Here is a 22,890-nt window from a genome sequence, read left to right as displayed (position 1 = left end):
GTTAGTGCTGCCTGAACCTCAGACAGCACATTATACACTATTAAAGCTATACAGAAAGTAACTAAAGCAGCCTTTGAGTAATTGAATTTCAGCACAAAGGAATGCAGAGTTTTACCAAACTTTATTTGTTCCGAACTGGCTCAATTCTATATTTAGTTTTAATCAGCTCAGGCAATTGTATCAAAAGTTTTTTCACTCTAGCTTGAATATATTTATAATTTTTAGGTACACGTTTAGCTATATATCTTAATAAAGCAATCTGATAGCCAAACTTATATTCAATTGCGGAAAATATATTAGAATTGACCGGCTTAACTGAACCTTTATCTAGGTTTTTTAACTTTGCTACTTCACGATAATATACGGGATGCTCTCCCCAGACGCAGGCAAAGTGTACAAGAGCAGGAGACACCACCTGATTGTATTTTTGAAAAGTAGATTTACCTTTAATAGCATCTATATTAAAAGAACCACGAAGACCGATAGGTGTTCGCATCATCTGACCATTATCTTCAAACATACTTTGATTGTGTAGCATCATAGCTAGACCAAAAATACGTTCATCATTAGGGCCATCACCACGAAATTCACTAATACCTAAATTTTTCCAATCCTTTGCCAATTCTAGTGCTGTTGCAAAAAAAGCCTTAGCAGTATCGTTTTTTTCAAAATAATAAAGGCCTCCATTAAATCTAGGTAATTTTGTCAGATTAAATCGCTTGAGTGTGTCATCTACATCAATAAATGTATCTTTATCGCCTGCTTGAAGATATACATTACCTGCCACACTAAAACTTCTGCCTTTAAAATCATCAAAAATAAAGTTAATGTCCCTCACTGCTATACAATCACTATCAATACAAAGTGTATATTCAAATGGAGAATAATCAAAAAGGTGAAGCTTTTGTTTTACGTTGGAACCGTATTCATGTCTAATGTTTATAACGTAATCATAAAGTTCTAGTAAATCTTTATCATTTTCCTTGTCAGTAACAATCGCACGCGGAACATTTGGGGAATGAAGACGTAGAGAACGTGCTAATGACTTTGCCATTTCTAGATAATAAGATGCTCCATAAGCATAGGTGATAATGCCACGTTGTAAAATAAACATTATTTTTATTAATTAACAGTAATTAAGCTTTAGCTTTCTAGTTGAATTGTAACTTACACGCCAAAGGATAGATATCTACTAATATTAATCAAGCTTAAATTCTCTGTAAAGTGTCCGTAAAGTATAGTCTAAATTTTATTTATAGCTTTTTAAACAGACCTGATTGATTGCCTTTAAAACAACATTTTAAATGTATAGATAGGTTAAAAAAAAAGAGATGTGTGCAGCAAAAAGCAACACAGATATCGGATTTTATATTGATCCAACCCTAAAATTAAATGTAGAAAATTGATTTATATAGCAATCCTATTTGAGTTGTGAAAAATATAGATTAGGAAACGAACCGCCAAGGACGCCAAGGATACAAAGGAAAGAAAGAAGAAAGAGAGATATAATTTTCACGAATGATTTAGGACTGCTATATTACATCTATTAACTTGATAGATATTCAAATTACTGCCAGAATCTAGTACATCACAACGTAAGTCAAAAGTCAAAATAATTATATTCCAAGCTCTAGCTACTATATATTGTTTGCCCTGAATAATATTATTCATATACAAAAATCAACCTACAATCTAATGAGAGGTCGAAAGCTCAGAAAATAAAAGTTTTGATTTTTTGATTTTGCCTAAACGACGAGTAGCTGCTGTTAGAGTAAATTCACAGCTAGAATTATTGCCACTACACGCTTTTTCTGAATGGTAGTTGCTTGTTCTCAAGCTACATAAATTGAAATAGAAAAGCAATACCCTTGAAAATTTATCTTATTTTTCCCAACTTTCCCACTTTATTTAAATTGTTATAATCAAATATTGATTATTTTCTTTTAAGATAAAAATATAAACTAGATTTTTGCTCATTAACTGTTGTCTCCAGCTTGAACAAGGTTTGAGCAAGAGAGTTTTTAAAGTTTGTTGTCTACGAGTCTTAAAGACTCCACAATTACGAATTACGTTAGCGAGTCATTGTAATCCTGTAAAGAAGCAAGCTACGGAGAAAGTGGGAGGATGAATTACCAACTACGATTAACTGCGTTGCCAAATTTTAATTGTCTTATCCAAACTGCCGCTGACTAACATTTCACCGGAAGCTGTGAAGGCTAATGCTGTGACTATATTACCATGACCTGTAAATGTACCCAGCAATTCCCCGGTTTGTAAATGCCACAACTTAATGGTTTTATCAGCACTACCGCTGGCGATAATTTGTTCATCAGGACTTAAAGCGATCGCATAGACTCTATCTCTATGTCCTTTAAGGGTATGAAGTAATTCTCCAGTCTCTAATTGCCAAACTTTAATCGTTTGATCCCAGCTACCACTCACCAGCAGTCTAGCATCTGCACTGATCGCTAAAGAACAAACGATGTGAGAATGACCCATGAGGGTATGCAGTGGTTGTGCATCTTTTAAACTTTTGATTCCCGTTTGGGGTGAGGTGCGCCAAACTTTGATTTTACGGTAGCTACCTGTAACTAGAGTTTCGCCATCTCGACTTAAAACTAGGGAATGAGCTGCTGTATCATCTAAAGAAAGTGCGATCGCTACCTGACGTTGCATCAAATCCCAAAACAGAATTTTTCTGTCATCTCCGCCTGTCGCTAACATTCTGCCATCTGGGGTGAAGGCAGCACACCGCACTACCCCATTGTGTTTGTGCAAAATATCTATCAAGTCTAAAGCGCCTACGTGCCAAAGCTTAATTGTCGAATCTGCACCGCAACTTACTAAAGTCTGTCCATCGGAACTAAAAGCTAGGGAATTCACTTCATCCACCAGCCCAGATATTACCCAAGGATATTCTGATAATGTCTCTATTAATTCGCCCTTGCTTAAATCCCAGAGTTTCGTCTCTCCACGACTACCACTTGCCAAAATGGGTAAGGCTTTGCCATTATTACACCCGGAACTGAAAGCTAGGCAATTAATCCCTCTGGTGTGTCCTTGCAAAGTCTGCCAGCATTCCCAGTCACCGACTATAGCCTTGAGACAATGTTCTGATGGTAGAGTCTGTATTGTATCTGCGATCGCTCTCTCATTAATTACTGGCGACGTGTCTTTTTTACCCATCAGTGATTCTAAATACCAACTTAACCCCCCTGCATATAACAAATTACTCGGAGTGACATAGAGTTTTGGTTCGCTAAATTCAAGTTGATTTGTAGGTAAAAAGCCTGTTATGATACTTTGTTTCTCGTAACCTAAATTACCTGTAGATGGATAAAATAAACAGAGAAAAATTAATACTTGGTGATTTTTTAAATCTTCTTGAGTAACCGACCACCTAATTTTGTCTTTCTTAATACCATTAAAACTTTCTCCATCAGCAACGTAAACTTGAACACTGAGCTGAGGATGATCTTTGAGTATATAAGGAAATTTACTTTCGCCACCCAAATTTCCCTCATCATCTAAAATCATGTTTTGCAAAGTATCTTGTGACACCTTTTTTACTAACTTGCCCAAGCGTTCAGTTATTACCCTGTCAACAATATGCTCCCGGAAAAGATAATCTTGGGCTTGTTGTTGGAAGTATTTGGGAAAAGGTATCGTCCAGTCAGGAGGCTCAGGATATTCCGGCGGCGTCGGCGGCGGATTTTTGGCGAGAACTTCTGCTTGTTGGCGAGAAAGTTCTTGGAGTCTAGCCAATGGCTCGCCCCAAAAGGCCATAACTTCAGTGTGACAACCTTTAACTTGACTTTCCAGCAAAGATAAGTCATAAGTTTTAGGTTTTTTCACACGTTGAAGGAAGTCAATTTGTTGAGCTTTGAGTAAGCTAATCCAATCCATCTGCATTCCTGCGGCAAACTATTGCATACCTACGGTAAGCTATACAAATGCAATTACTCAAGTTTATAACCTTAGTTAATTAAAAATTCAGTAATATTAACAGTCTAATAAAACACAGCCATTAACAAATGTTTCCGGGAAAGAGATAGATGGATAGCACTTAGACATTTCATGAACTGATGCAGTTGAAGTATATAGAATTAGATGATATCAGTCAATTCTAACGGAGATAGAGATCGAGATACTGTTTCTAGAAAAACACTTCTAGCTGCAAAGGAAAGTTAAATTTGAGACGGATTTAAAGATTGCAGTAACGTTAAGTCAGCAAATAGCTACATAAAAATAACCTAGTAACGATAATTCTCGGAAATATCCTCTGAAATCGAAATAAATGGTGAAGATTGGCTAATTTTAACCTTTGCGTTTTGGTTGTCTGGGTGTAGTACTTACATCAGATGAGTCGCCAAAAGTATCCCTTGCTTCGATCTGTTTAATTTTCATTTGCAAGTTCAAGTCATCACTGCTAACAATTGTTTCTAAATTCGCTAATCTCCGCTCTAGCAGTTCTATTTGCTGCTGCTGCAAATAGTTAGTTTTGGATTTTTGCTCATCAGAACGCCAAACAGCAACTGTACCAACAGCTGCGCCACCAATTGCAACTAAAGGAAGAATAGCACCGCTTCTAGTAACGGCTGACAGTGGCACGCAAACTCCTAGAATGGCTACTGTAATTACCCAAATTCTTGTGGTAGCAGATAATCTGACATCTTGGTATGGTTCTACATTGGGTTGAGATTTTTTAGCCATAAGTTTATCCAAAGAAAAGTTATTTATTAGATTGGCACAATTGTTTATTACGATACTTACTGCAATTAGGTTAAGTATATTTTTTGCTCGTATTTTTAATTACCAGTAGGTAAACATAATTCAACGTAAAATGCCAATCAGCGAAATGATTTTCCTGACTCCTATACAGACGCGATTAATTGCGTCTTTAGTGCTGCCTTCTTCCTTCTACTTAGTTACTTCGTTATTTTAGATCATTAGATTTTGCTTGCGAGGAGCAGTTGTACACTGAGAGGAAGATTTTCTTGAAGTCATAGTAAGGAAGGTACAGATGACAGTTCGTGCTTTTTTTGAAGCTGCCAAAGTTGAGGGTGTCCAGTCACCTTACGATACCATTCACCTGAAAATTCTCTATCCAGCACAGATACCGGAGAGTCAGCTAGAAAAAAGTATGGGAATTGAGCCAGCTAATCCAGAAAAGACACCTTTTCCAGTAGTGATTTTCTTCAATGGCTATAACTGTGATGCTCAACAATACCAATGGTTAGCGGTTAAATTGGCTGAACGTGGATTGGTAGTGGTTCTCTTTAATTGGATTGCCAAAAATCTACCAGGCGTAATTAGCCTCACACCTGGAGTTGATTTTGAAAAGCTGAAGCCCACAATTTATCCTACTGCTCCTACAGCTTTGGCTTTGCCAGCACTTCTAACTAAACTCGAACAGTTACAAAATCAAGGAGTTTTAGCAGGAATGTTGGATTTACAACGCATCATTCTCGGTGGACACTCTGCGGGTAGTTTATTATCGCTCACAAATGCTGACCCTCGGTTTTTCCCTGGAGTTGCTGCATCTTTTTCTTATGGCGCAAGTAGCAGAGGACTTTTAACCATAGGGTATGAACCAGGAACTATCTTGCCTTTACCAGATTCCCTACCACTGCTACTGATGGGAGGAACCCGTGATGGATTTATGCTTACCAGTAGCGAACTCTATGGTATAAGTGCTGGGGATGCTACTATCCCAGTTACACGTACATTCCAAGAAGCAATCGCTGGGGGACGAAATGACAGCTATCTGGTAATCTTAGAGGGAGCAAATCACTTTTCGATAGTTGATGAGCCAGACTCCACTACAGTTAGATCCTCTCTCGACTTAAAAGCTACTCAATCTCAAGAAAACTTGCGTTTGCTGATGAGTGAAATTATTGGTCTGTTTATTGACACTTATGTTCGCCATCACCCAGAAGCATCTCAGGGGCTTGAGCAATTATTAAATACTGCCAATCCTCTGATAAAATCCTTTGAGCGTAAATAGTTAAGTTTATTATGACAAGTGCATCTTATATTTTTCTGGCTGGAGCAAGTCGCGGTGTTGGTCGAGAAATTGCTCAATATCTGACAGCGCAACAGCTAAAAGTCAAAGCACTCCTGAGAAAAGCAGCAGTTGCTAGTGAAATAGAGAAAATCGGTATTGAGGTAGTTTTGGGAGATGCCTTAAATCTTGGCGATGTCGAACGCGCAATCGTGACAGATGAACCGATTCACACCGTTATTAGTACAATTGGCGGTGTACCATCAGATGTAGAAAGGCCGGATTACCCTGGTAACAAAAATCTAATCGATGCAGCAGTTAAAGCTGGAGTACAAAAGTTTATTCTTGTATCTTCCATAGGTGCTGGCAGTAGTGTTGTTGCTGCCTCACCCCAAGTTTTAGAGGTACTGGGAAAAGTTTTAGCTGAAAAAGACAAAGCCGAACAACACTTAATTGCCAGCGGACTTACCTATACAATCATCCGTCCTGGTGGACTTAAGTCAGAACCAGCAACGGGTAATGGCGTTTTGACTGAAGATCCGCACATTATTGGTAGCATCAATCGTGCAGATGTGGCGCAGTTAGTTGGTCGCTGTTTAAATAGCGATCGCGCCAATAATAAAATATTGTCAGCCGTAGACCGAAATATGCTATTCGGACAAAGAGAATTTGCCGAATTTACTTTGGAGTAATTTAAGCACGCCAGCGCAGTATTTGACTCTTGACAGGATTGACAAATTCTCGTCTTTCAGCGACAGATCGAGCATACTCGCGCTTTAACTGGTAATACCACTGTGCCTGCATATCTGAGTCTTTAATCAGCCGCAGCACAGGGTTATATTTCAAACCAATCTGTTGTTTTTCCACAACCGTTCGGTCTTGGCCAATGAAAGTCCGCGCCAGCACGTGTAACAGTGGCTTGAAAAAGTTTACCCAAGGAAGTGTCCAGTAAAGAGCAAAAGTTACTTCTGTTTCTGTGTCTGAAATCGGTGTAACTGCCGTCAAATTAACGACTCGATTATTACCAATGGTGGTTTCTTCAATTCTGACTCCAGGCAAACGAAAGGAAATCTCCGTTTCCGGGACACCACCGCCAATCAACCAGTATAATCGACCACCATTCGCTGGTAATCGGTGTCGTCGCATCGTAAAGCCGTAGGGCGAAGCATCAAATTGCTTTACTTCCTCGTGCAATTGCTCATTTCGCCACCACCAAGCGCGATGAACGTAGGGTGAATGAGCCGGGTCCATCAGACCTACCACTGCATGATCTATAAAACAAGGGAATTTTACCACCTCTACAAACTGATGGGAGCGATCGTCAAACCCTGGAATTACCGGAATTTCCATCTCAGAAGCAGGTTGAGGGTTATCGGGATCGGGCATATATATCCAGATATTCCCTTGGGCTTCGCGAATTGCATAAGACTGCACGTCAAAGCGACTCAAATCCATTTGCTGTTCCTCCACAAGAGAAGGTATCGCAGTGCAGCGCCCAGCGGAGTTAAAGCGCCAACCGTGATAACAGCATTCAACTTCCTGCCCATTGAATCTCCCACAACTCAAGGGGACACCACGATGGGGACAAATGTCCGTCATCGCAGACACTTTGCCATCCTGGCTGCGAACTAACAGCACTGGTTCTCCTAAGAAAATGCGGCTGATCATCATACCTGGCTTGATTTGATCGCTAGGCAGAGCATAGTACCAAGTATTACGTAATACAAAATTATCGTTATTTTTCATAACTAATGGCCTCTGCCTTTGACACAACGAAAGTCCTGGTTTGTGGAAAGGAAGGTGATGCTGGAAAACATTCTTTCAGGTTTTTAATTGCTGTAGGTAAATTCAACTGATGTACTTATTAGTCGTGTTCGTAATTCTCTCAGATTTAGGTTGTTTTGCGAGGATTGCAGGTTTGAAATTGGATTATTCGCCAGAGATTTGTACAAATACCGTTCTTTTACGCGGGCCATCCAACTCAAAAAACAATACAGATTGCCAAGTTCCCAAAGCTAATTTACCATCCACAATGGGAATTATCTCACTAGTGTTCAGCATCATTGCCATTAAATGAGAGTGAGCATTAATCGGCTCATCTTCTGGGACATCTCTTAAATGCAAGTCATTATGCAAATAGCTGTCTGATTCAGGTGCTAATTTTTGCAAGAATACTTTTATATCTTCTAATAATCTGACTTCATTTTCGTTGATAGATAACGCTGTGGTAGTGTGTTGAGAAAATACTAAAACTTGTCCATTTTTAATTGGTGTTGAAGCAATAAAATCTTGAATTTGTGTGGTGATATTATGAATATTAATTTTTGGCTCAGTTTCAATCTCAATTAACTTATTAATAATTGGCATCTGTTGAATTTTATACTTGGGATTGTGGGCTAGGTAGGCTACCACAGCTTAACGTCTTCTTGAAGGAGGCCGGAATTGAATGACTTCTAACTCCTAACTATAGTTTCCAAACCTTGCACTAATCTTTCTATACCTTCTTTTGCCGTCTCCTTTTGCAGCGCCCCATAGGCAATACGTAGATAGCATCCGTCATCCATGCCAAAGGTTGTACCTGGAATAACTGCTACTTTATGTTCCTGGATCAGTCTTTTGACTAACTCAAAAGCATTCATCTGGGTATGAACTTTGAGGAAAAAATAGAAAGCGCCATTGGCAGGAATAATACTACATAAGCCTTGTAGACGATTAAGGGAGTCTAATACTAGTTGGCGTACTTGAGCGATGCCTACGGCGGGCTGCGCCAACGCTCCTATATGACTCTTCAGATACTCATCTTTTGCCTGTAATGCTCCTAAAGCTGCATATTGAGAAATGACTGGCGGACAAATCAAAATTGTATCCTGGACTTTTTTAACGGCGACAAGTAAATGTTTGGGAATCACCATGTAGCCAATGCGCCAACTCGCAAAACCGTATGCTTTGGAAAAGCTATAAAGAGAAATGGTGTACTCGCTACTATTGTCAAATGAACCAGGCGAAACGTGTTTGACACCGTTATAGGTAAAGTATTGATATGCTTCATCGCTGATGTGGTAAATATTAGCAGTCCCACAAATTTGATTTACTTGGCGCAATGCGGCTTCAGAATAGACAACTCCAGTGGGATTATTTGGTGAAATCGTCACCACAGCCCGTGTTTTAGGAGTAATTGCTTGAGCGATCGCTTCTGGGCGCAGTTGGTAATTTTCATCCGTCGCTACTAATACCGGACGACAACCAACCATTGCGATCGCCATTTCGTGGTTGAAATAGTAGGGTGTATTCAGAATAATTTCGTCGCCTGGGTTAGTGATAGCAAGAATGGCATTCATAAATCCCATATTGCTCCCTGCTGTCACAACGATGCAGTTTTCCCCATTGATTTCAATCCCGTTGAAGGATTGTAATTGTCCCGCCAGTGCTGTCAGTAAAGGGGGAATTCCCTCAACTGATTTGTATAAATTATTAGCGGGTTCGGCTAAGAATTTGGCTAAAAATTCTATTGCTTCATCTGGTGGGTTGTAAGAAACAACACCTTGTCCTAAAGAAATGGTTCCAGGAGAGTTTTTAATCAGTTCCCCAACCACAGGAATAATTGGCGATTGCACCGCCTGCATACGAGAGGTTAGGGATTCCATATTTTCTTGCCTATATACCTGCCTTTAGTATCTCTTAATAGGTGAACAACCAACTAGTACAGCACGGTGGAAGTTACCTACCTTTAACAATTGATCAAGCCCGGCCCTACGCCAGACCGAGTGGGTGCGCTCATGCTTAGAGTGCCAATCAACCAGTAAGTAACTTCCAAAAAATAAAATAATTATTGTAGAAAATTAGGAGTCAGTGCTGCCGACGGCGGCACTGACTCCCTATTTTGTAGTAAATTTAACTAGATATCGTTGGTGTTTTTAGTCAATAGAAATCTGCTGAGGACCAGTGGCTTTGCCGTTATGTGCATCCGTTGTGTTACTAATGTAACTATTTGAGCGGATCTGTTTATCCAGCCAGCTTTTAACCGGATCATCAGCAAGATTAAGCCGAAGCACACCAGAGAAAAACCCACCCACAAATGAGACTGGATGCCGAGTAAATTCTCTGAATATAGGTGACAATTCATCAATGAACATAAAAAGACTCCTGGCACTGCCGTAAAAAATTATTACTTCTTAATTGATCGTAACGTGTTACGGCATTGGATATGGGGAAGAGGACAAGGGGACAAGGAGAATTGGGAACAAGGGGAAAGACTTGTTGCAAGTTCTCACCTCTTGTCTCACCTTATCTCCCCTGCTACCCATTCCCTACTCCCCAGCCACTTCACCTTATGAGGTTGGTTGTTGATCGGGAAACATACACTTATCAGAATCACAACCACTAGGGCCAGCCTCTGTCATTTCGCCTAAATCGTAGCGGCTTAGTACTGCACAGAAATCATCTGTTTTGCGTCGTGCTTTCACCTCTTGATTCAAGCGGTTATAGGTTGATTTGTCTATTGGTTCAAACGGCAAACGTGGGAATGATTGCAAATCGTCAAAACGGGCTAAAAGAGCAGCTGAAATATATCCTTCATCATTCTGGATAGTTTCGTAGATCCGTTGTCCTAAAGGTTCGATTTCATCAGAGCGAAGTTCTAAAGTTGCTGATGTGTTGTGAGTAACGTACCAACGTTGAACCTGGAGGACAAAATCAAATTGGGCTAAGACTGAAAACTTAGAAACATCAATTTCATCAGCCCCAGATAAATCAGCCCAAGTTACAGAAACAGGGATTTCCACTAGCCATTCACTCACCCGTGGATCAAACGGATCATTAAGCAAATTGCCTTGCTCGTCTTTGTCTGATTGAGAGGGAATGACGTTGTAACCATAGTCAATACAAGCTAAAGCTACTGGGTCATTTTTACCGAAGGTGATCCGACGAATGAATCTTTGGGCTTTCGGGGGATGCCATCCTGAACTAGCATTAGTTAATAAAGCCTTAGTGCCACTGGGTTGGACTGTGGTACAACGATTTGGACGCTTGAGATTGTGGCGATCGCAATAATCCCAAACTACACGATGTACAATATCTCTCCAAGAACTTAGATATTTTTCTTCCTCACGCTTGAAAGCTAATCCTTGTGGAGTTGCTGGTCTTCCTGCTTCCCACCAACGCAGCCAATCAACACCAAAAGCATGGACAAAGAAATCAAATAAACCTGTAAAAGAAACTCCCACAATCGGGTCTAATTCACGGCTGTATTGATAGCGTGTTTCCAGGAATTTGTGATTTAAAAGTGCTGCTACAGATAATGCCCCAGCAGTGAAAGCCTCTTCTTGTTCTTTGTAGTTACGTGGGTCGATTTGATTAAGGTGAACCTCTGACAAATTGCAGTGGAAGTTACTACCGATGATTTCCAAATTTGTTACCCTAGAGGCTTTTTATCCCCTAGTTCTACTGCTTGATTATTTGCAGTAGCTCCGCGTACATTTTGCAGATGTGACTTCAGATAATAAAAGTGTTTTTCACATCCGCCCCCGCACTCTTGGAGAGATTATATTCTAGACACAAATTTCTGATGTCATCTAGTTTCACTCTCTACGCTGTACGGTGTCAAAGACTTTTTACTTCCTTTGATTACCACGGGATTAGCATCTCAGCTTTCCCCGTTTTTGCGAGGTTTTTAACGTGAGGCAAAATCACTTACCACACGGATTTAGCCCATAGCGAGCTAAACGATGTTCTAACTCATTAGCATCAAGATTTGAATAACGTTCTTCTAACCACTGTTTTCCTGTTCCTTGTTCATAAGCTTGTAAAAACTCAACTTTTAAAGCTTGTGTTGGCAGCAAATCAATGTTTGATCGCGCTACGGCTTCACCAGCCCATTGAATCGCTCCCTCGCCGCTATAATACTGTTTGCGAACAGCATCAAGACATTCTTCTAAGGTTGGCTTGCGGTGAAAAACTCTCGTATGGTTTGCCATCCTGAGTGCATCACGCTCTGGATCAATTCGCCAGTTGCCATTTTCATCTTGCTGCCATAAATTATCTTTGGCGGTGGCTGCTAGGTTATCGCCAGAATCAAACTGACGCATCCCCGCACTTCTGCGTATATTTCCAGCAACAATTGTTACCGCACCTTGATCGATTAACAGACAGCATTCAACTGAATTTAATTGTCGTCCTACAGCTTTACTCAGGATGGAAGCACAACGCTGATAAAGTCCGGGCAATTTCACAGGATTTGCAACTCCTCCAAAGCCGTTGAGAGTTTCTCCTGCTTTTCGGATATCGCTGATATCAACTAATACTTCAACTTCTGCTGAAAATTGTTCATCAGTAGAGAGTTCTAATAAGGCTTGATATGATTCAACCCAACCTTCACGGCTATCTCCAACGTGAATAGTGACGTTATTGCCTTCTATATGAGTTTCAGTATATTCACGTCGCTGTTGGACAGGAGTGCTGCCAATTTCACCTTGGACAGTGACATTCAGTTGATTACGAATCGGAGGCAACTGGTTAATAAATTGTGGTTCTAGGACGGCTCCAGTACCACAGCCCATCATTGCCAAATCCATCATTAAGCCGAAGGCACTCCAGTCTTCGAGATTGGTAGAGGTGCAATTATATGCCCCGGAAAAGTTCTTTGGCTTGGTTATCCAGTCTGTGCCACCAACCCATAGCCAGCGCCCACTAGGCATAGCTTTCAAGTTACGCTGCATCTTATCCAATGTGGCAGCTTCTTCTTGAGTTAGCTTTCCCAACTCGACTAAGCCGAGTATAGTGCGATCGCATACCTCATCCCATGTTTCCCTAAGTCCCGCCTTTGTACGGCGGCTATAAGTTCTAAAAAATACGGGATTAGCAGCCGGTGCAGTTTCTGGAAACCTTGCACTCTGGCGTGTTCTTTCGAGATTCTGAACCATATATTAAGTATCTTGCGTTCTTCTTGCGTGCGGACAGATTATGACTATACGCCAAGTAGTTTGAGTATTAAAGATTGTCAAATTGCCCACTTTACGCTAGCTCTACCCGGCACTAATTACAACAAAAATTTATGATGTATAATGTCCCCTACCCTTGGGTAAGAGATAGATACTAAGTTTTAATTAGCACTATCTTCTTTAAGTAAATTATCTCTGTTACACCATCTTCAGGGTGATAATCGCTACTCAGCAATTGCTCAACGCTCCGCTACTGCTAACTGTACTCAGGACTCTTCATTAGTTTCCCGCAACTAGCAGTGATAGTTAAATAAGTTGCGGCTGTCAGTCAAATCCAAACAATTAACTTCAATCTCTTGGGAACTATAAATTTAGTTACAGGAAATTGATTATGAATGATGAATGGGAACCTTTAAATCCTGATGATGATGTTGTGCATTTTCATCAAGAAGCATTTGAAAATTTACCCCGCACTCAAATAGTGTTTCAGTTATTCAAGGAAATCAAAAAAATTTGGGCAGAACACTGTACATCATCAGGATCAAGAGTATTTGGAGAAGGATTTGAATGTTGTGTTTTAATACCCGGTCAACAATGGCGGACAGGTAAAATTAGAGTACGCCTAGAATTCTGCCCTGACGAAACTGAAATCGAAGATAATCGATTAGACATCAAACACGAAAACTCTCCCCTTGACGACCTTCGGCAGCAACTAAAGGAAGGTAAAAACTAATACCCAAGTTGATATACACAGATATAATATAAAATTATCTATGTCTGTGTGTGCTGAAAAAAATAAAATGGTATGGACTCCCCTACATGCAAAAATTCATCGCACCATCCGATCGCGCCACTTATTTGAGCGCAACCAGCGGCTATTAATCGCTGTTTCCGGCGGACAAGATTCTCTGTGTTTAATAAAATTACTTTTAGATTTACAATCCAAATGGGAATGGTATTTAGGTATTGCTCACTGCGATCATCGCTGGCGTTCTGACTCCGAGGCTAATGCTAACCACGTCGAAAACTTAGCGAAAACTTGGGATATATCTTTTTATTTAGAGACAGCGAACAAACCAATAAATAGTGAAGCTGCTGCACGCGATTGGCGCTATCAAGCTTTAAGTGCGATCGCACAAGCAAATAATTATCAATATATAGTTACAGGACACACCGCCAGCGATCGCGCCGAAACTCTCCTCTACAATTTAATTCGCGGTACTGGTGCTGATGGTTTACAAGCCTTGACTTGGCAACGGCCTCTAACTACAGGCATTGTGTTAGTGCGTCCACTTTTAGAAATTACTCGAATACAAACAGCGCAATTTTGTCAAGAACTTAAATTACCTATTTGGGAAGATTCCACCAATCAAGATTTGCAATATGCCCGCAATCGTATTCGCCAAGAATTAATACCATATTTGCAAAATAATTTCAACCCCCAAGTAGAATCAGCCTTAGCCCAAACAGCAGAACTTTTACAAGCAGAAGTGGAATATTTAGAAAAAGCTGCCCAGGAGTTGCGGGATGAGGCATTGGGCATGGGGCATTGGGCATGGGGCATTGGGCATGAAGAAGATTCTCTTACTTCTCTTCTTCCTTTACGGTTAAATCGTCGGGTATTGCAGAAAGCACCACTGGCGTTGCAACGTCGCGTGATGCGTCAGGTATTGCAGCAAATACTGACTGATGCCCCTAGTTTTGAACATATTGAAAAATTAACGGCTTTAATTATAGCGCCCAACCGATCGCAAACCGATCCATTTCCGGGTGGTGCGATCGCTCAAGTAGAAGGCGACTGGATCTGTTTGAAATAGTTATTTAAAGGCTTTGCAGAATATGATAAAAAGAACTGGAAAAATGACCCTTACTTTTAATCCAGACAAATACAAGGAATTATTAACAGCGTATCTTCCCAAACTTATAAAAAGTAAAGCTGAAAACGAGCAAGCGTTAGGGATAGTGGGAGATTTAATGCACCGGGAACACACCCCAGAGGAAGAGGAATTTTATCAGTTATTAATTACTTTAATTGAAAAGTTTGAACAAGAATATTATTAGCCAAGCCAGCAAAATAATCTTACGTCTATGTTGTTATTTCTTTTAGAAGAATCTGAGATAAGTAGAGATGATTTAGTATCAGTTTTAGGGACAGAAAATTTGGTTGATAATATTTTAAATGAACAAGAGAAGATAAATACAGAACAAGCTCGGAAACTGGGAGAGTTTTTTCATGTAGAATCTAGTTTATTTATAGAGTAATAACTAAACTCGTAGTTCGTACTTGGGCTTTAGCCTAGCTAAAGCCCCAAAACTTGTTAAGACGTTAGTAATACTGGCTGAGGCATTAAACTCTGGAGAGTATGACGCAACTGAGCGATCGCTTGGACTTGATAATCACCAGTTTCCTCAAATTGATCCAAAGATTCTGCAATTCCTTGCAGCTTTTGCCGTAATCCATCTAGAGAATCTTGAATTGGTTGTAGTGCTTCTTGATAAAGATTCACTTGACCAGATAATTCAGCAGTTGTTCTTCGTAAAGATAGCAAATTTTTCTCGATCGCTTTCAGTTCTTGGCGCTTTTCATCTAGATCGTGAGTTTGATTGTCAATCATTCCCTGATTTAGCTCAACACCAGAACGAATCTGCTCAATTTCACGTTCCAGCTTTTGGATTTCCTGTGAATATTGTTGTCGCTGGGTTTCAATTTGTAACAGAATCGGTTCTAAATTAATTTTGTTGTTACTTTCTTCTTCAGTAACATTATGTCCTTGCCGCCGTAGCAGTACAGCTTGATGTTGTTTGAGAAACTTCTGGTGCTGTAGCATATTGCGGCGTTGTCCCACCAGACTGGAATTTAGCATCTGATAAAGGTCTTTTTCATCAGTTAGTTCTAGTTCCAAATTGATGTGGTCATGGTCAGATGCTTGATTTAATTTAGTTTGGAGTTCTTCTATAGCTTCTTGTTTATATTTCAGTTCTTGTTCTTGATCGTGAACAAAGCTAGCATCAATTTCTAACTTATGCTGCAAGTCTTGGACTATCTTTTGTAGTTCTTCTAAAGGCATTTTATCCAAAGCCTCAACATCAGCTTGCTTGCCGAGAACTACGTCACTAGATGTTGCAGCTAAAGAGTGAATCTGTTGATATAACTCTTCGGCATTTCGTAACTGCTCTTTGACGAGCCGAGAATACTCTTGCTTACTGGTAAGGTCTGCTGTATTTATTTGCAATTGTGCTGTTTGCTGAACTAGAGAATTTTGCGCTTCTTGACACGCATTTTGGCGATCGCTAAAAGTTTGTGATAAACGCTCAACTTCTTCTTGCTGTTGTGCGATCGCACTTTTATGCTCCTCCAGTTTTTGCCAGTGTGGGGTAAGAGTCGCTTGCTGCTTTTCGACTAATTCAAAGGCTAGATGCAGGTGTTCTCTAACTTTTTCCGTAGGAGTAACACGACTAGACAAGCGATCGAGTAACTCACTCATTACTCGACTTTGCTCCTCATCCAAAACCGTCCCTTGTTGAAAATCCGCTTGGCGTTCTTCCAGGCGACGCTGCTCACCCCGTAAATGCTCCCAAGCGCCTTCCAACTCTTGGCGGTTGCGCTCAATTTCTCCTTGTAATCGTTCAATTTCCTGGCGGGAGGTGTCAACTTCCTGTTTTTGCTCCTCTAGATGTTGTACCTCATCCTCCAATTGCTGCAACTGTTCTGCTCGTACCTCCATGTCCATTTCACGGCGATTCAACTCTTGCGCCTGAAATGTGAGTGACTGTTTCCACTGATCGATCTCATCTTCCTTGAGCTTAAATTTCTCCAACTGGCGGGAAAAATTCTGCAAAATGTTGACAAGTGGACGCCCTGCTTCTTGAATCCGCTGCACTTGACGATTGGGATTGAGTTCAACCAATACCAAAGCGCCATCATTTAATTTGCTTGCGTCCTCAGCGGCAATCACCTCTTCCGACACAGTACTCCAATTCTGGTCAGTTCGCTGACAAGCTAGCAGTTTCAGTTCGGTTTTGCCACCGCCACTGAGTAAACCACCTTTCTGTTTTTGTACTTCTGCTAAATACAGCACACCGTTAGTCCTTTATTGATGCACTTAAAGTTCGTGTTTTGAGATATACCTTAAATAATTCTGTTAACTTGTCTCACTAAACCTTGGTTTAGCAGAACAAGACAGACAAAACTATAGACGCAAGATGTTACGTCTTGATACTTATACAAGCGATCTGATCGCGCCTTTATATTCTGTACTGATGACAGTGATGATGACTTCCGTGTTAACACTAGCTTTGTCAAAGTGTATTACGAAAGATGAAGGTTTATAGCTTAATGTATTCCCTAGTGACAATCAGAACAGAGTAAAAATCTTTTCAATACTCCATAATCAATACTTAAAGAATAAGTCATAATTCACGATTCACAATTCAGCAATACTTAAGGAGTACTTTTTAGCTAAATGCAGGGAAATTTAAATGAAATTGATATTTGCAGTATCCTGCAATTGATTGAATTGGGACAGCGAACTGGGCAACTATGGGTGGAAGCTTATAGCTCTCACCATAACAACAAGCTGGGTGGAGATGGAGCAAACATTTATCGCCCTAAACAACAGTCTTGGTTCGTTTTTTTCCTTAATGGACAAATTATCTATTGCCAAGAAGGCGAGAGTAGTTTATCCAGAATTAGCGATTATTTACGTCATTATCGAGTTGAGATGCGACTCACCGACAAACAAATTGCCTCCCTACCACCAACCGATGCACCAGAATATGCCTATCTTTGGGCACTCTTGGAGCGGAATATTATCAACCCAAAGATAGCTGGTAGTATCATTTACGGTTTGGTGCATGAAACTCTCTTTGATTTGCTAAGTTTACGCCAAGGTAACTTCATTTTCCATCAGGGTGCAGCACTTGCCCCGCAATTAAACACTTATGAGATTGCTCCATTGGTGACAAAAATCACCAAGCAGCTGCAACAGTGGAAGCAATTCTATCCACACATTCAGTCTCCAGAGCAATTGCCAGTGTTATCTGACAAAGTTCAGCTACAGTCTTCTTTACCAGAAGCAACTGTGAATAAGTTACAACATTGGGCTGATGGTAAAACATCTTTGCGACAACTAGCTCGCCATCTCAACCGAGACATTTTGACAGTCGCTAAGGCAATATACCCTTATGTGCAACAAAGTTGGCTACAACTAGTATATTCAGAGACTAATCACCCAGATAGCTGGGAATTGAAAGAAAAACCGATGGGGCGGATAGTATGTATTGACGATGCGATCGCCATCGGTGAGACTATAAATTCCATCTTACAACCACAAGGTTATGAAGCGATCGCTCTCACCAATCCTTTAGAGGCACTGAGTCTGGTTTTTCAACTCAAACCGGATTTAATTTTATGCGACATTGCTATGTCGGAATTGGAAGGATACGAGGTTTGTGCCATGCTGCGACATTCAACAGCATTTCGGCTCACGCCGATTATTATGCTTACTGGGAAAGATGGGTTTATGGATAGAGTCAAAGCTAGGATGGTCGGGGCAACAGATTATTTGACAAAACCGTTTACAGACACTGAATTACTGATGCTCGTAGAAAAATATATCAACAACCAATGAAAATTGGGCATTGGGCATTGGGCATGGAGAAGAGGCAGGAGGCAGGAGTTCTTTAATTTTGAATTTTGTTAGCGCAGCGTAAAGACTTCGGCATGGCTTCGCTTAGAGCGAGTCCGCGTACTCTTACAGAGAAGCAAGCTACGCTTTTAGCGTCTCGTAGAGAGCGTCATTTTGAATTTTGAATTGATTTCTCCCTCATCCCTCTCATCATGGGGCATATAAAGAGATCAAAGATTTGTTGATCTACTAAAAGATGAGTTAAAAGATGTTATCACAGAGTCAGTTAACTGAGTGAAACGTCAATCTCCGGGAAAATAGTGAAGACATAAAATTAATTTATACAGTTAATACTTGCGGAGGAATCAGAGAATGTTCCAATTAGGAACGTCTAAATCAGGAGGTAAATAGACACTTATGAGCACAGTTCTGATTGTGGAAGACAGTATAGCGCAAAGGGAGATGATTACAGACCTCCTGAAAGCAACTGGCCTAACAGTTACCCATGCTAGTGATGGATTAGAAGCGTTAGAGGCAATTCAAATAGCACCTCCAGATTTAGTGGTATTAGATATTGTCATGCCCAGAATGAACGGCTACGAAGTTTGTCGGCGGTTAAAATCCGATCCAAAAACCCAAAATGTCCCAGTGGTTATGTGTTCTTCCAAAGGCGAAGAATTTGATCGCTATTGGGGTATGAAGCAGGGTGCAGACGCTTACATAGCCAAACCGTTTCAACCAACCGAGTTGGTAGGAACAGTCAAACAACTGCTGCGAGGATAAGGATAAAAACAACATGGTCAGCAAACCGGACTTTTTAAGTGGCAGCGGTCAAGACCACTTTCGACCAGAATTACAAGTAGAAAGTCCTGAAGGTGAGTTACATTTGAGGTTTTACATTCCCTCGCATCAGGAGTTTGCACTACAAGCAACTGGCATCCGAGAGGTAATTGAACTAAGTCCTGATAGAATCACCCCGATTCCTAATGCTTCTCCTTTACTTTTGGGTACTCTAAATTTACGAGGTCGAGTTATTTGGGTGGCCGACTTGGGTCAATTTCTGGGGGAAGCAGGTGCATTAAACACGGATAGAGCTGAAATTTCGGTGATTGCCATTGAAGAGCAAGACACAATAGTGGGTTTAGCAGTAGAGGAAATCGGTGGTATGGACTGGTTGGATGTCCAAAATCTTATGCCACCAACTAGTGTTCCAGATACTATGGCTCCCTTTTTACGTGGAGAGTGGTCATTAGGTGCTAAAAAGAATCAGTGTCTACGACTGCTCGATCAAATGGCAATTGTACGAAGTGCTAGGTGGGCAGGATGAAATTGGAGGAGGAAATGGCAGCAAGTATTGATAATTACGAGCCAACATATCAACAGGCGATGACCGCCTATGTTCAAAGAAATTATGAGGTTGCGGCCACTTTAGTTGATCAAGTGGTGCAAAATTTACCAGATGACCCCAATACCCATTTATTGCGGGGTCACATCTACTATGTTTTACAGCAGTACGATGTAGCAAAAGAAGAATATCAACAGGTGTTAGGCTTGACTAACGATCAAGAAATTATTGCATTTGCCAATAATGGAATTGAAAATATCAATCAATATTTACAGTCATTCGGTGGGCAGATTGATACATCAGAAAGTCAAGAACAAATAAATTCCTCAGAGATATCTGACGTACTTGCATATAGCGAACTAGAATTAGAAAATTTGAGTGCTAGTGAGGAGTTTGACAGCGATAACCTTGATTTAAACTTTTTTGTAGAGCAGCAAGAAAGTATGAATGGCGTTGAAGATACATCTTCAAAAAGTCCATTTGATCTGCCCACAGAAGATAGTATTGGAACAGAAAAAATATCAGATTATTCTATGGCTTTTGGTGATGATCCTTTTGCCATGAATGAAGAATCGCAGGAAGAAGAGTCAAATAAAAGCTGGGAGGAGAACACAGAATTAGAGTTGCCTGCTTTTTGGCAGGAAGGTATCTCAGAAGATATTTCCGAAGAATCATTAGCAAATAGTCAATTCTCAGATAATGGGATAAATTCTCCTCACGGAAATTCAGCTATTGACAATAATAACTCTTCATCTTCTAATTCACAAACTGGTAATAACGAGAATAATTTCCCTGATTCGTTCAGTGAGCCAAAGTCTCCAGAGCAGAGTATGGGAAATTTAGAATATAAAAAATCTAGTTTTGAAGACGAAACTTTACTGATTGTTGCAGAAGAACTGAGAAATGATTCGCCAACAACAAATAAATTGGAATATGGCAGTCAAGATAACTTTTCTGAAACCGAATCACATAACTGGTTAACACCAGAACAAGTGGAGGCAGAATCAAATTTTCAGACGAGTTTACCTAATGATAGCTCATCTTTTAATAGTAATTTGCCTCGGAAAGAAAAGCAGTTTAAATCAGGTGAATTCATCGGTAAAAATAGCTTCGATGACGATGAAAATTTTGATATGGAAGCATTTGAGTCTGCCTTCGGCTCAGAGGGTTTAAACTCTTATGAAAACTCAAGCACTATACTAAATGGAGAAAATTCTAAGAGTAATATCGAATTTTTAGATGACTTTGAGGAATTTGACGATTTAGGCAATATTCCGGGGTTTGACCTGCTCGAAGGAGATTCTAACTTTGGTAATGCAGCAATGCCTTCTGCTCCATCAGCAACTAGTGACACTGGACGCCCTCAAGTAGCGGAGGCTTTTGCAAGTAATTCAGCCGATCGCGAAGAGGAACTATTCTCAATGACTGGTTCCCATGAAGCCGTTCCAGTTTTTAGCCAAACAGATATCTCGAAACTAGAACCCAACGTCAGCATCGAGCAGGGATGGTTAGCACCATTAGAAAATGCCTCCATCGAACGCAAACAATGGCTAATTGCTGGAAGTGTGGGCATTGTCTCAGCGCTGGTTGTAGCTACAGTTAGCTTTGTCGCCACCACATTTTCGCCACCCCAACAACGAGAATCAGTAAGAAACACAGGTTGGGCAATGTCACTAGCAGCAGGGATTGCAGGTTTTGCTACCGCAGGCTTCATGGGGAATCTGGCGCTTAAACAAATTCGGCGCACAACTGATGACCTCCAAGCCCAGTTTGAGGCTGTACGTCAAGGAAATCTGAATGCTCAAGCCACAGTATATTCCGAAGATGAATTGGGGCATTTATCCACTGGCTTTAATGAAATGGCGCGGGTAATTTTCACAACCACAAGTGAAGCCCAACGCAAAGCCGATGAACAAGAGGAAGCCAAAGAAAACCTGCAACGTCAGGTGATTCGTCTCTTAGATGATGTGGAAGGAGCTGCTAGAGGCGATTTAACAGTCCAAGCGGAAGTGACAGCTGACGTACTGGGAGCCGTAGCTGACGCCTTTAACCTGACAATTCAAAACCTGCGGGATATCGTTCAACAGGTAAAAGTCGCCGCGAAAGATGTGACAAAAGGTGCAACCAACTCCGAAACCTTTGCCAGAGCCTTATCTAGTGATGCTTTGCGCCAAGCAGAAGAGTTAGCGGTAACGCTGAATTCTGTACAGGTGATGACCGACTCGATTCATCGGGTAGCAGAGGCGGCGCGAGAAGCCGAAACCGTCGCCCGCGATGCTAGTACGATCGCTATCAAGGGTGGAGAAGCAGTAGAAAATACCGTAGCAGGGATTTTAGAAATTCGAGAAACCGTTGCCGAAACCACTCGCAAAGTGAAGCGGTTGGCGGAATCTTCACAAGAAATTTCTAAAATTGTGGCGTTGATTTCTCAAATTGCTTCCAGAACAAACTTACTGGCACTCAATGCTAGTATTGAGGCGGCAAGAGCCGGAGAAGCTGGACGCGGGTTTGCGATCGTTGCAGATGAAGTGCGCCAGTTAGCAGATAAATCTGCTAAATCCCTCAAGGAAATTGAACAAATTGTGATGCAAATCCAAAGCGAAACAGGCTCAGTAATGACCGCGATGGAAGAAGGCACACAACAAGTAATTAAAGGGACAAAATTGGCAGAAGAAGCCAAGCGATCGCTCGAAAATATTATTCAAGTGGCGAATCGCATTGATATTCTTGTGCGCTCCATTACCAGCGACACTGTGGAACAAACGGAAACCTCCCGCGCCGTCGCTCATGTAATGCAATCAGTAGAACTGACCGCGCAAGAAACTTCCCAAGAAGCACAGCGAGTTTCAGGTGCCTTACAACACTTAGTAGGTGTATCCCGTGACTTGATCGCCTCCGTTGAACGTTTCCGAGTAGAAACTATGGAAACCAGATAAATTGTCATTTGTCCTTTGTTCTTTGTTCTTTGCTAATGACCAA

General features: G+C 40.9%; 17 protein-coding genes and 2 pseudogenes. 9 read left to right on the top strand and 10 right to left on the bottom strand.

Annotation, left to right across the window (positions count from 1 at the left end; genetic code table 11):
* Positions 1-121: 121 nt before the first annotated feature.
* The 3 genes from HWQ42_RS12190 to HWQ42_RS12180 all read right to left on the bottom strand — a co-directional run bounded on the left by HWQ42_RS12190 (position 122) and on the right by HWQ42_RS12180 (position 4,713).
* Positions 122-1,114 carry a hypothetical protein gene (locus HWQ42_RS12190; RefSeq protein ID WP_292812285.1) on the bottom strand — a complete coding sequence of 331 codons (993 nt, stop codon included), beginning with the start codon at positions 1,112-1,114 and terminating at the stop codon, positions 122-124.
* Positions 1,115-2,142: 1,028 nt separating this feature from the next.
* Positions 2,143-3,912 (bottom strand): WD40 repeat domain-containing protein, encoded by a 1,770-nt coding sequence (locus HWQ42_RS12185; protein ID WP_292812282.1) that lies wholly within the window; start codon positions 3,910-3,912, stop codon positions 2,143-2,145.
* Between the two features lie 405 nt (positions 3,913-4,317).
* Complete coding sequence (locus tag HWQ42_RS12180) at positions 4,318-4,713, bottom strand: hypothetical protein (RefSeq protein ID WP_292739247.1); 396 nt, start codon at positions 4,711-4,713, stop codon at positions 4,318-4,320.
* Positions 4,714-5,023: 310 nt separating this feature from the next.
* Here HWQ42_RS12180 and HWQ42_RS12175 point away from each other — a divergent pair, with 310 nt between their 5' ends.
* Entirely contained in the window at positions 5,024-6,007 is a 984-nt protein-coding gene (locus tag HWQ42_RS12175; protein WP_292812280.1) for a dienelactone hydrolase, read from the top strand.
* Between the two features lie 11 nt (positions 6,008-6,018).
* Positions 6,019-6,696: an SDR family oxidoreductase gene (locus tag HWQ42_RS12170; protein WP_292812278.1), complete on the top strand. Its 678-nt coding sequence runs from the start codon at positions 6,019-6,021 to the stop codon at positions 6,694-6,696.
* Position 6,697: 1 nt separating this feature from the next.
* On the opposite strand, the gene HWQ42_RS12165 is transcribed toward HWQ42_RS12170, so the two are convergent.
* The 6 genes and pseudogenes from HWQ42_RS12165 to nrdJ (HWQ42_RS12140) all read right to left on the bottom strand — a co-directional run.
* Positions 6,698-7,750 carry an aromatic ring-hydroxylating dioxygenase subunit alpha gene (locus HWQ42_RS12165; protein WP_292812275.1) on the bottom strand — a complete coding sequence of 351 codons (1,053 nt, stop codon included), beginning with the start codon at positions 7,748-7,750 and terminating at the stop codon, positions 6,698-6,700.
* A 183-nt stretch (positions 7,751-7,933) separates the two neighbouring features.
* Positions 7,934-8,371, bottom strand: a complete 438-nt coding sequence (locus HWQ42_RS12160) for a secondary thiamine-phosphate synthase enzyme YjbQ (RefSeq protein ID WP_292812407.1) — start codon at positions 8,369-8,371, stop codon at positions 7,934-7,936.
* A gap of 86 nt (positions 8,372-8,457) precedes the next feature.
* Positions 8,458-9,648, bottom strand: coding sequence for a pyridoxal phosphate-dependent aminotransferase (locus HWQ42_RS12155; protein WP_292812273.1), 1,191 nt, complete (start codon positions 9,646-9,648; stop codon positions 8,458-8,460).
* 270 nt (positions 9,649-9,918) lie between these two features.
* Positions 9,919-10,137: a hypothetical protein gene (locus HWQ42_RS12150; RefSeq protein WP_292739235.1), complete on the bottom strand. Its 219-nt coding sequence runs from the start codon at positions 10,135-10,137 to the stop codon at positions 9,919-9,921.
* A 195-nt stretch (positions 10,138-10,332) separates the two neighbouring features.
* A pseudogene (gene nrdJ / locus HWQ42_RS12145) lies at positions 10,333-11,406 on the bottom strand (ribonucleoside-triphosphate reductase, adenosylcobalamin-dependent); the annotation flags it as partial.
* Between the two features lie 285 nt (positions 11,407-11,691).
* Positions 11,692-12,921, bottom strand: a pseudogene (nrdJ, locus tag HWQ42_RS12140) (ribonucleoside-triphosphate reductase, adenosylcobalamin-dependent); the annotation flags it as partial.
* A 409-nt stretch (positions 12,922-13,330) separates the two neighbouring features.
* Between nrdJ (HWQ42_RS12140) and HWQ42_RS12135 the strand changes: the two are divergent.
* From HWQ42_RS12135 to HWQ42_RS12125, 3 genes are all read left to right on the top strand, one after another.
* On the top strand, positions 13,331-13,672 hold the full coding sequence (locus tag HWQ42_RS12135) for a KGK domain-containing protein (RefSeq protein ID WP_292812271.1): 342 nt from the start codon (positions 13,331-13,333) through the stop codon (positions 13,670-13,672).
* 67 nt (positions 13,673-13,739) lie between these two features.
* Complete coding sequence (gene tilS, locus HWQ42_RS12130) at positions 13,740-14,756, top strand: tRNA lysidine(34) synthetase TilS (RefSeq protein ID WP_292812268.1); 1,017 nt, start codon at positions 13,740-13,742, stop codon at positions 14,754-14,756.
* 22 nt (positions 14,757-14,778) lie between these two features.
* Positions 14,779-15,000 carry a hypothetical protein gene (locus tag HWQ42_RS12125; protein WP_292812266.1) on the top strand — a complete coding sequence of 74 codons (222 nt, stop codon included), beginning with the start codon at positions 14,779-14,781 and terminating at the stop codon, positions 14,998-15,000.
* 257 nt (positions 15,001-15,257) lie between these two features.
* Here the strand turns inward: HWQ42_RS12125 and hmpF are convergent, their stop codons facing one another.
* Positions 15,258-17,018: a pilus motility taxis protein HmpF gene (gene hmpF, locus HWQ42_RS12120; RefSeq protein WP_292739224.1), complete on the bottom strand. Its 1,761-nt coding sequence runs from the start codon at positions 17,016-17,018 to the stop codon at positions 15,258-15,260.
* A 384-nt stretch (positions 17,019-17,402) separates the two neighbouring features.
* Here hmpF and HWQ42_RS12115 point away from each other — a divergent pair, with 384 nt between their 5' ends.
* From HWQ42_RS12115 to HWQ42_RS12100, 4 genes are all read left to right on the top strand, one after another.
* Positions 17,403-18,569, top strand: a complete 1,167-nt coding sequence (locus tag HWQ42_RS12115; protein WP_292812263.1) for a response regulator — start codon at positions 17,403-17,405, stop codon at positions 18,567-18,569.
* Positions 18,570-18,983: 414 nt separating this feature from the next.
* The gene (locus tag HWQ42_RS12110) at positions 18,984-19,349 is read left to right on the top strand and encodes a response regulator (protein ID WP_069073698.1); all 366 of its coding nucleotides are present in this window, start codon (positions 18,984-18,986) and stop codon (positions 19,347-19,349) included.
* A gap of 13 nt (positions 19,350-19,362) precedes the next feature.
* A complete protein-coding gene (locus HWQ42_RS12105; RefSeq protein WP_292739221.1) occupies positions 19,363-19,893 on the top strand; it encodes a chemotaxis protein CheW in 531 nt (176 codons plus the stop codon).
* Between the two features lie 14 nt (positions 19,894-19,907).
* Positions 19,908-22,847 (top strand): methyl-accepting chemotaxis protein, encoded by a 2,940-nt coding sequence (locus HWQ42_RS12100; RefSeq protein WP_292812262.1) that lies wholly within the window; start codon positions 19,908-19,910, stop codon positions 22,845-22,847.
* The last annotated feature ends 43 nt before the right edge of the window (positions 22,848-22,890 follow it).

The sequence above is a fragment of the Nostoc sp. JL23 genome (genome assembly GCF_017115065.1).
Lineage (GTDB): Bacteria > Cyanobacteriota > Cyanobacteriia > Cyanobacteriales > Nostocaceae > Nostoc > Nostoc punctiforme_A.
The sequence above is the reverse complement of the archived record's forward strand: the minus strand, read 5'-3'. Positions and strand labels throughout refer to the sequence as shown.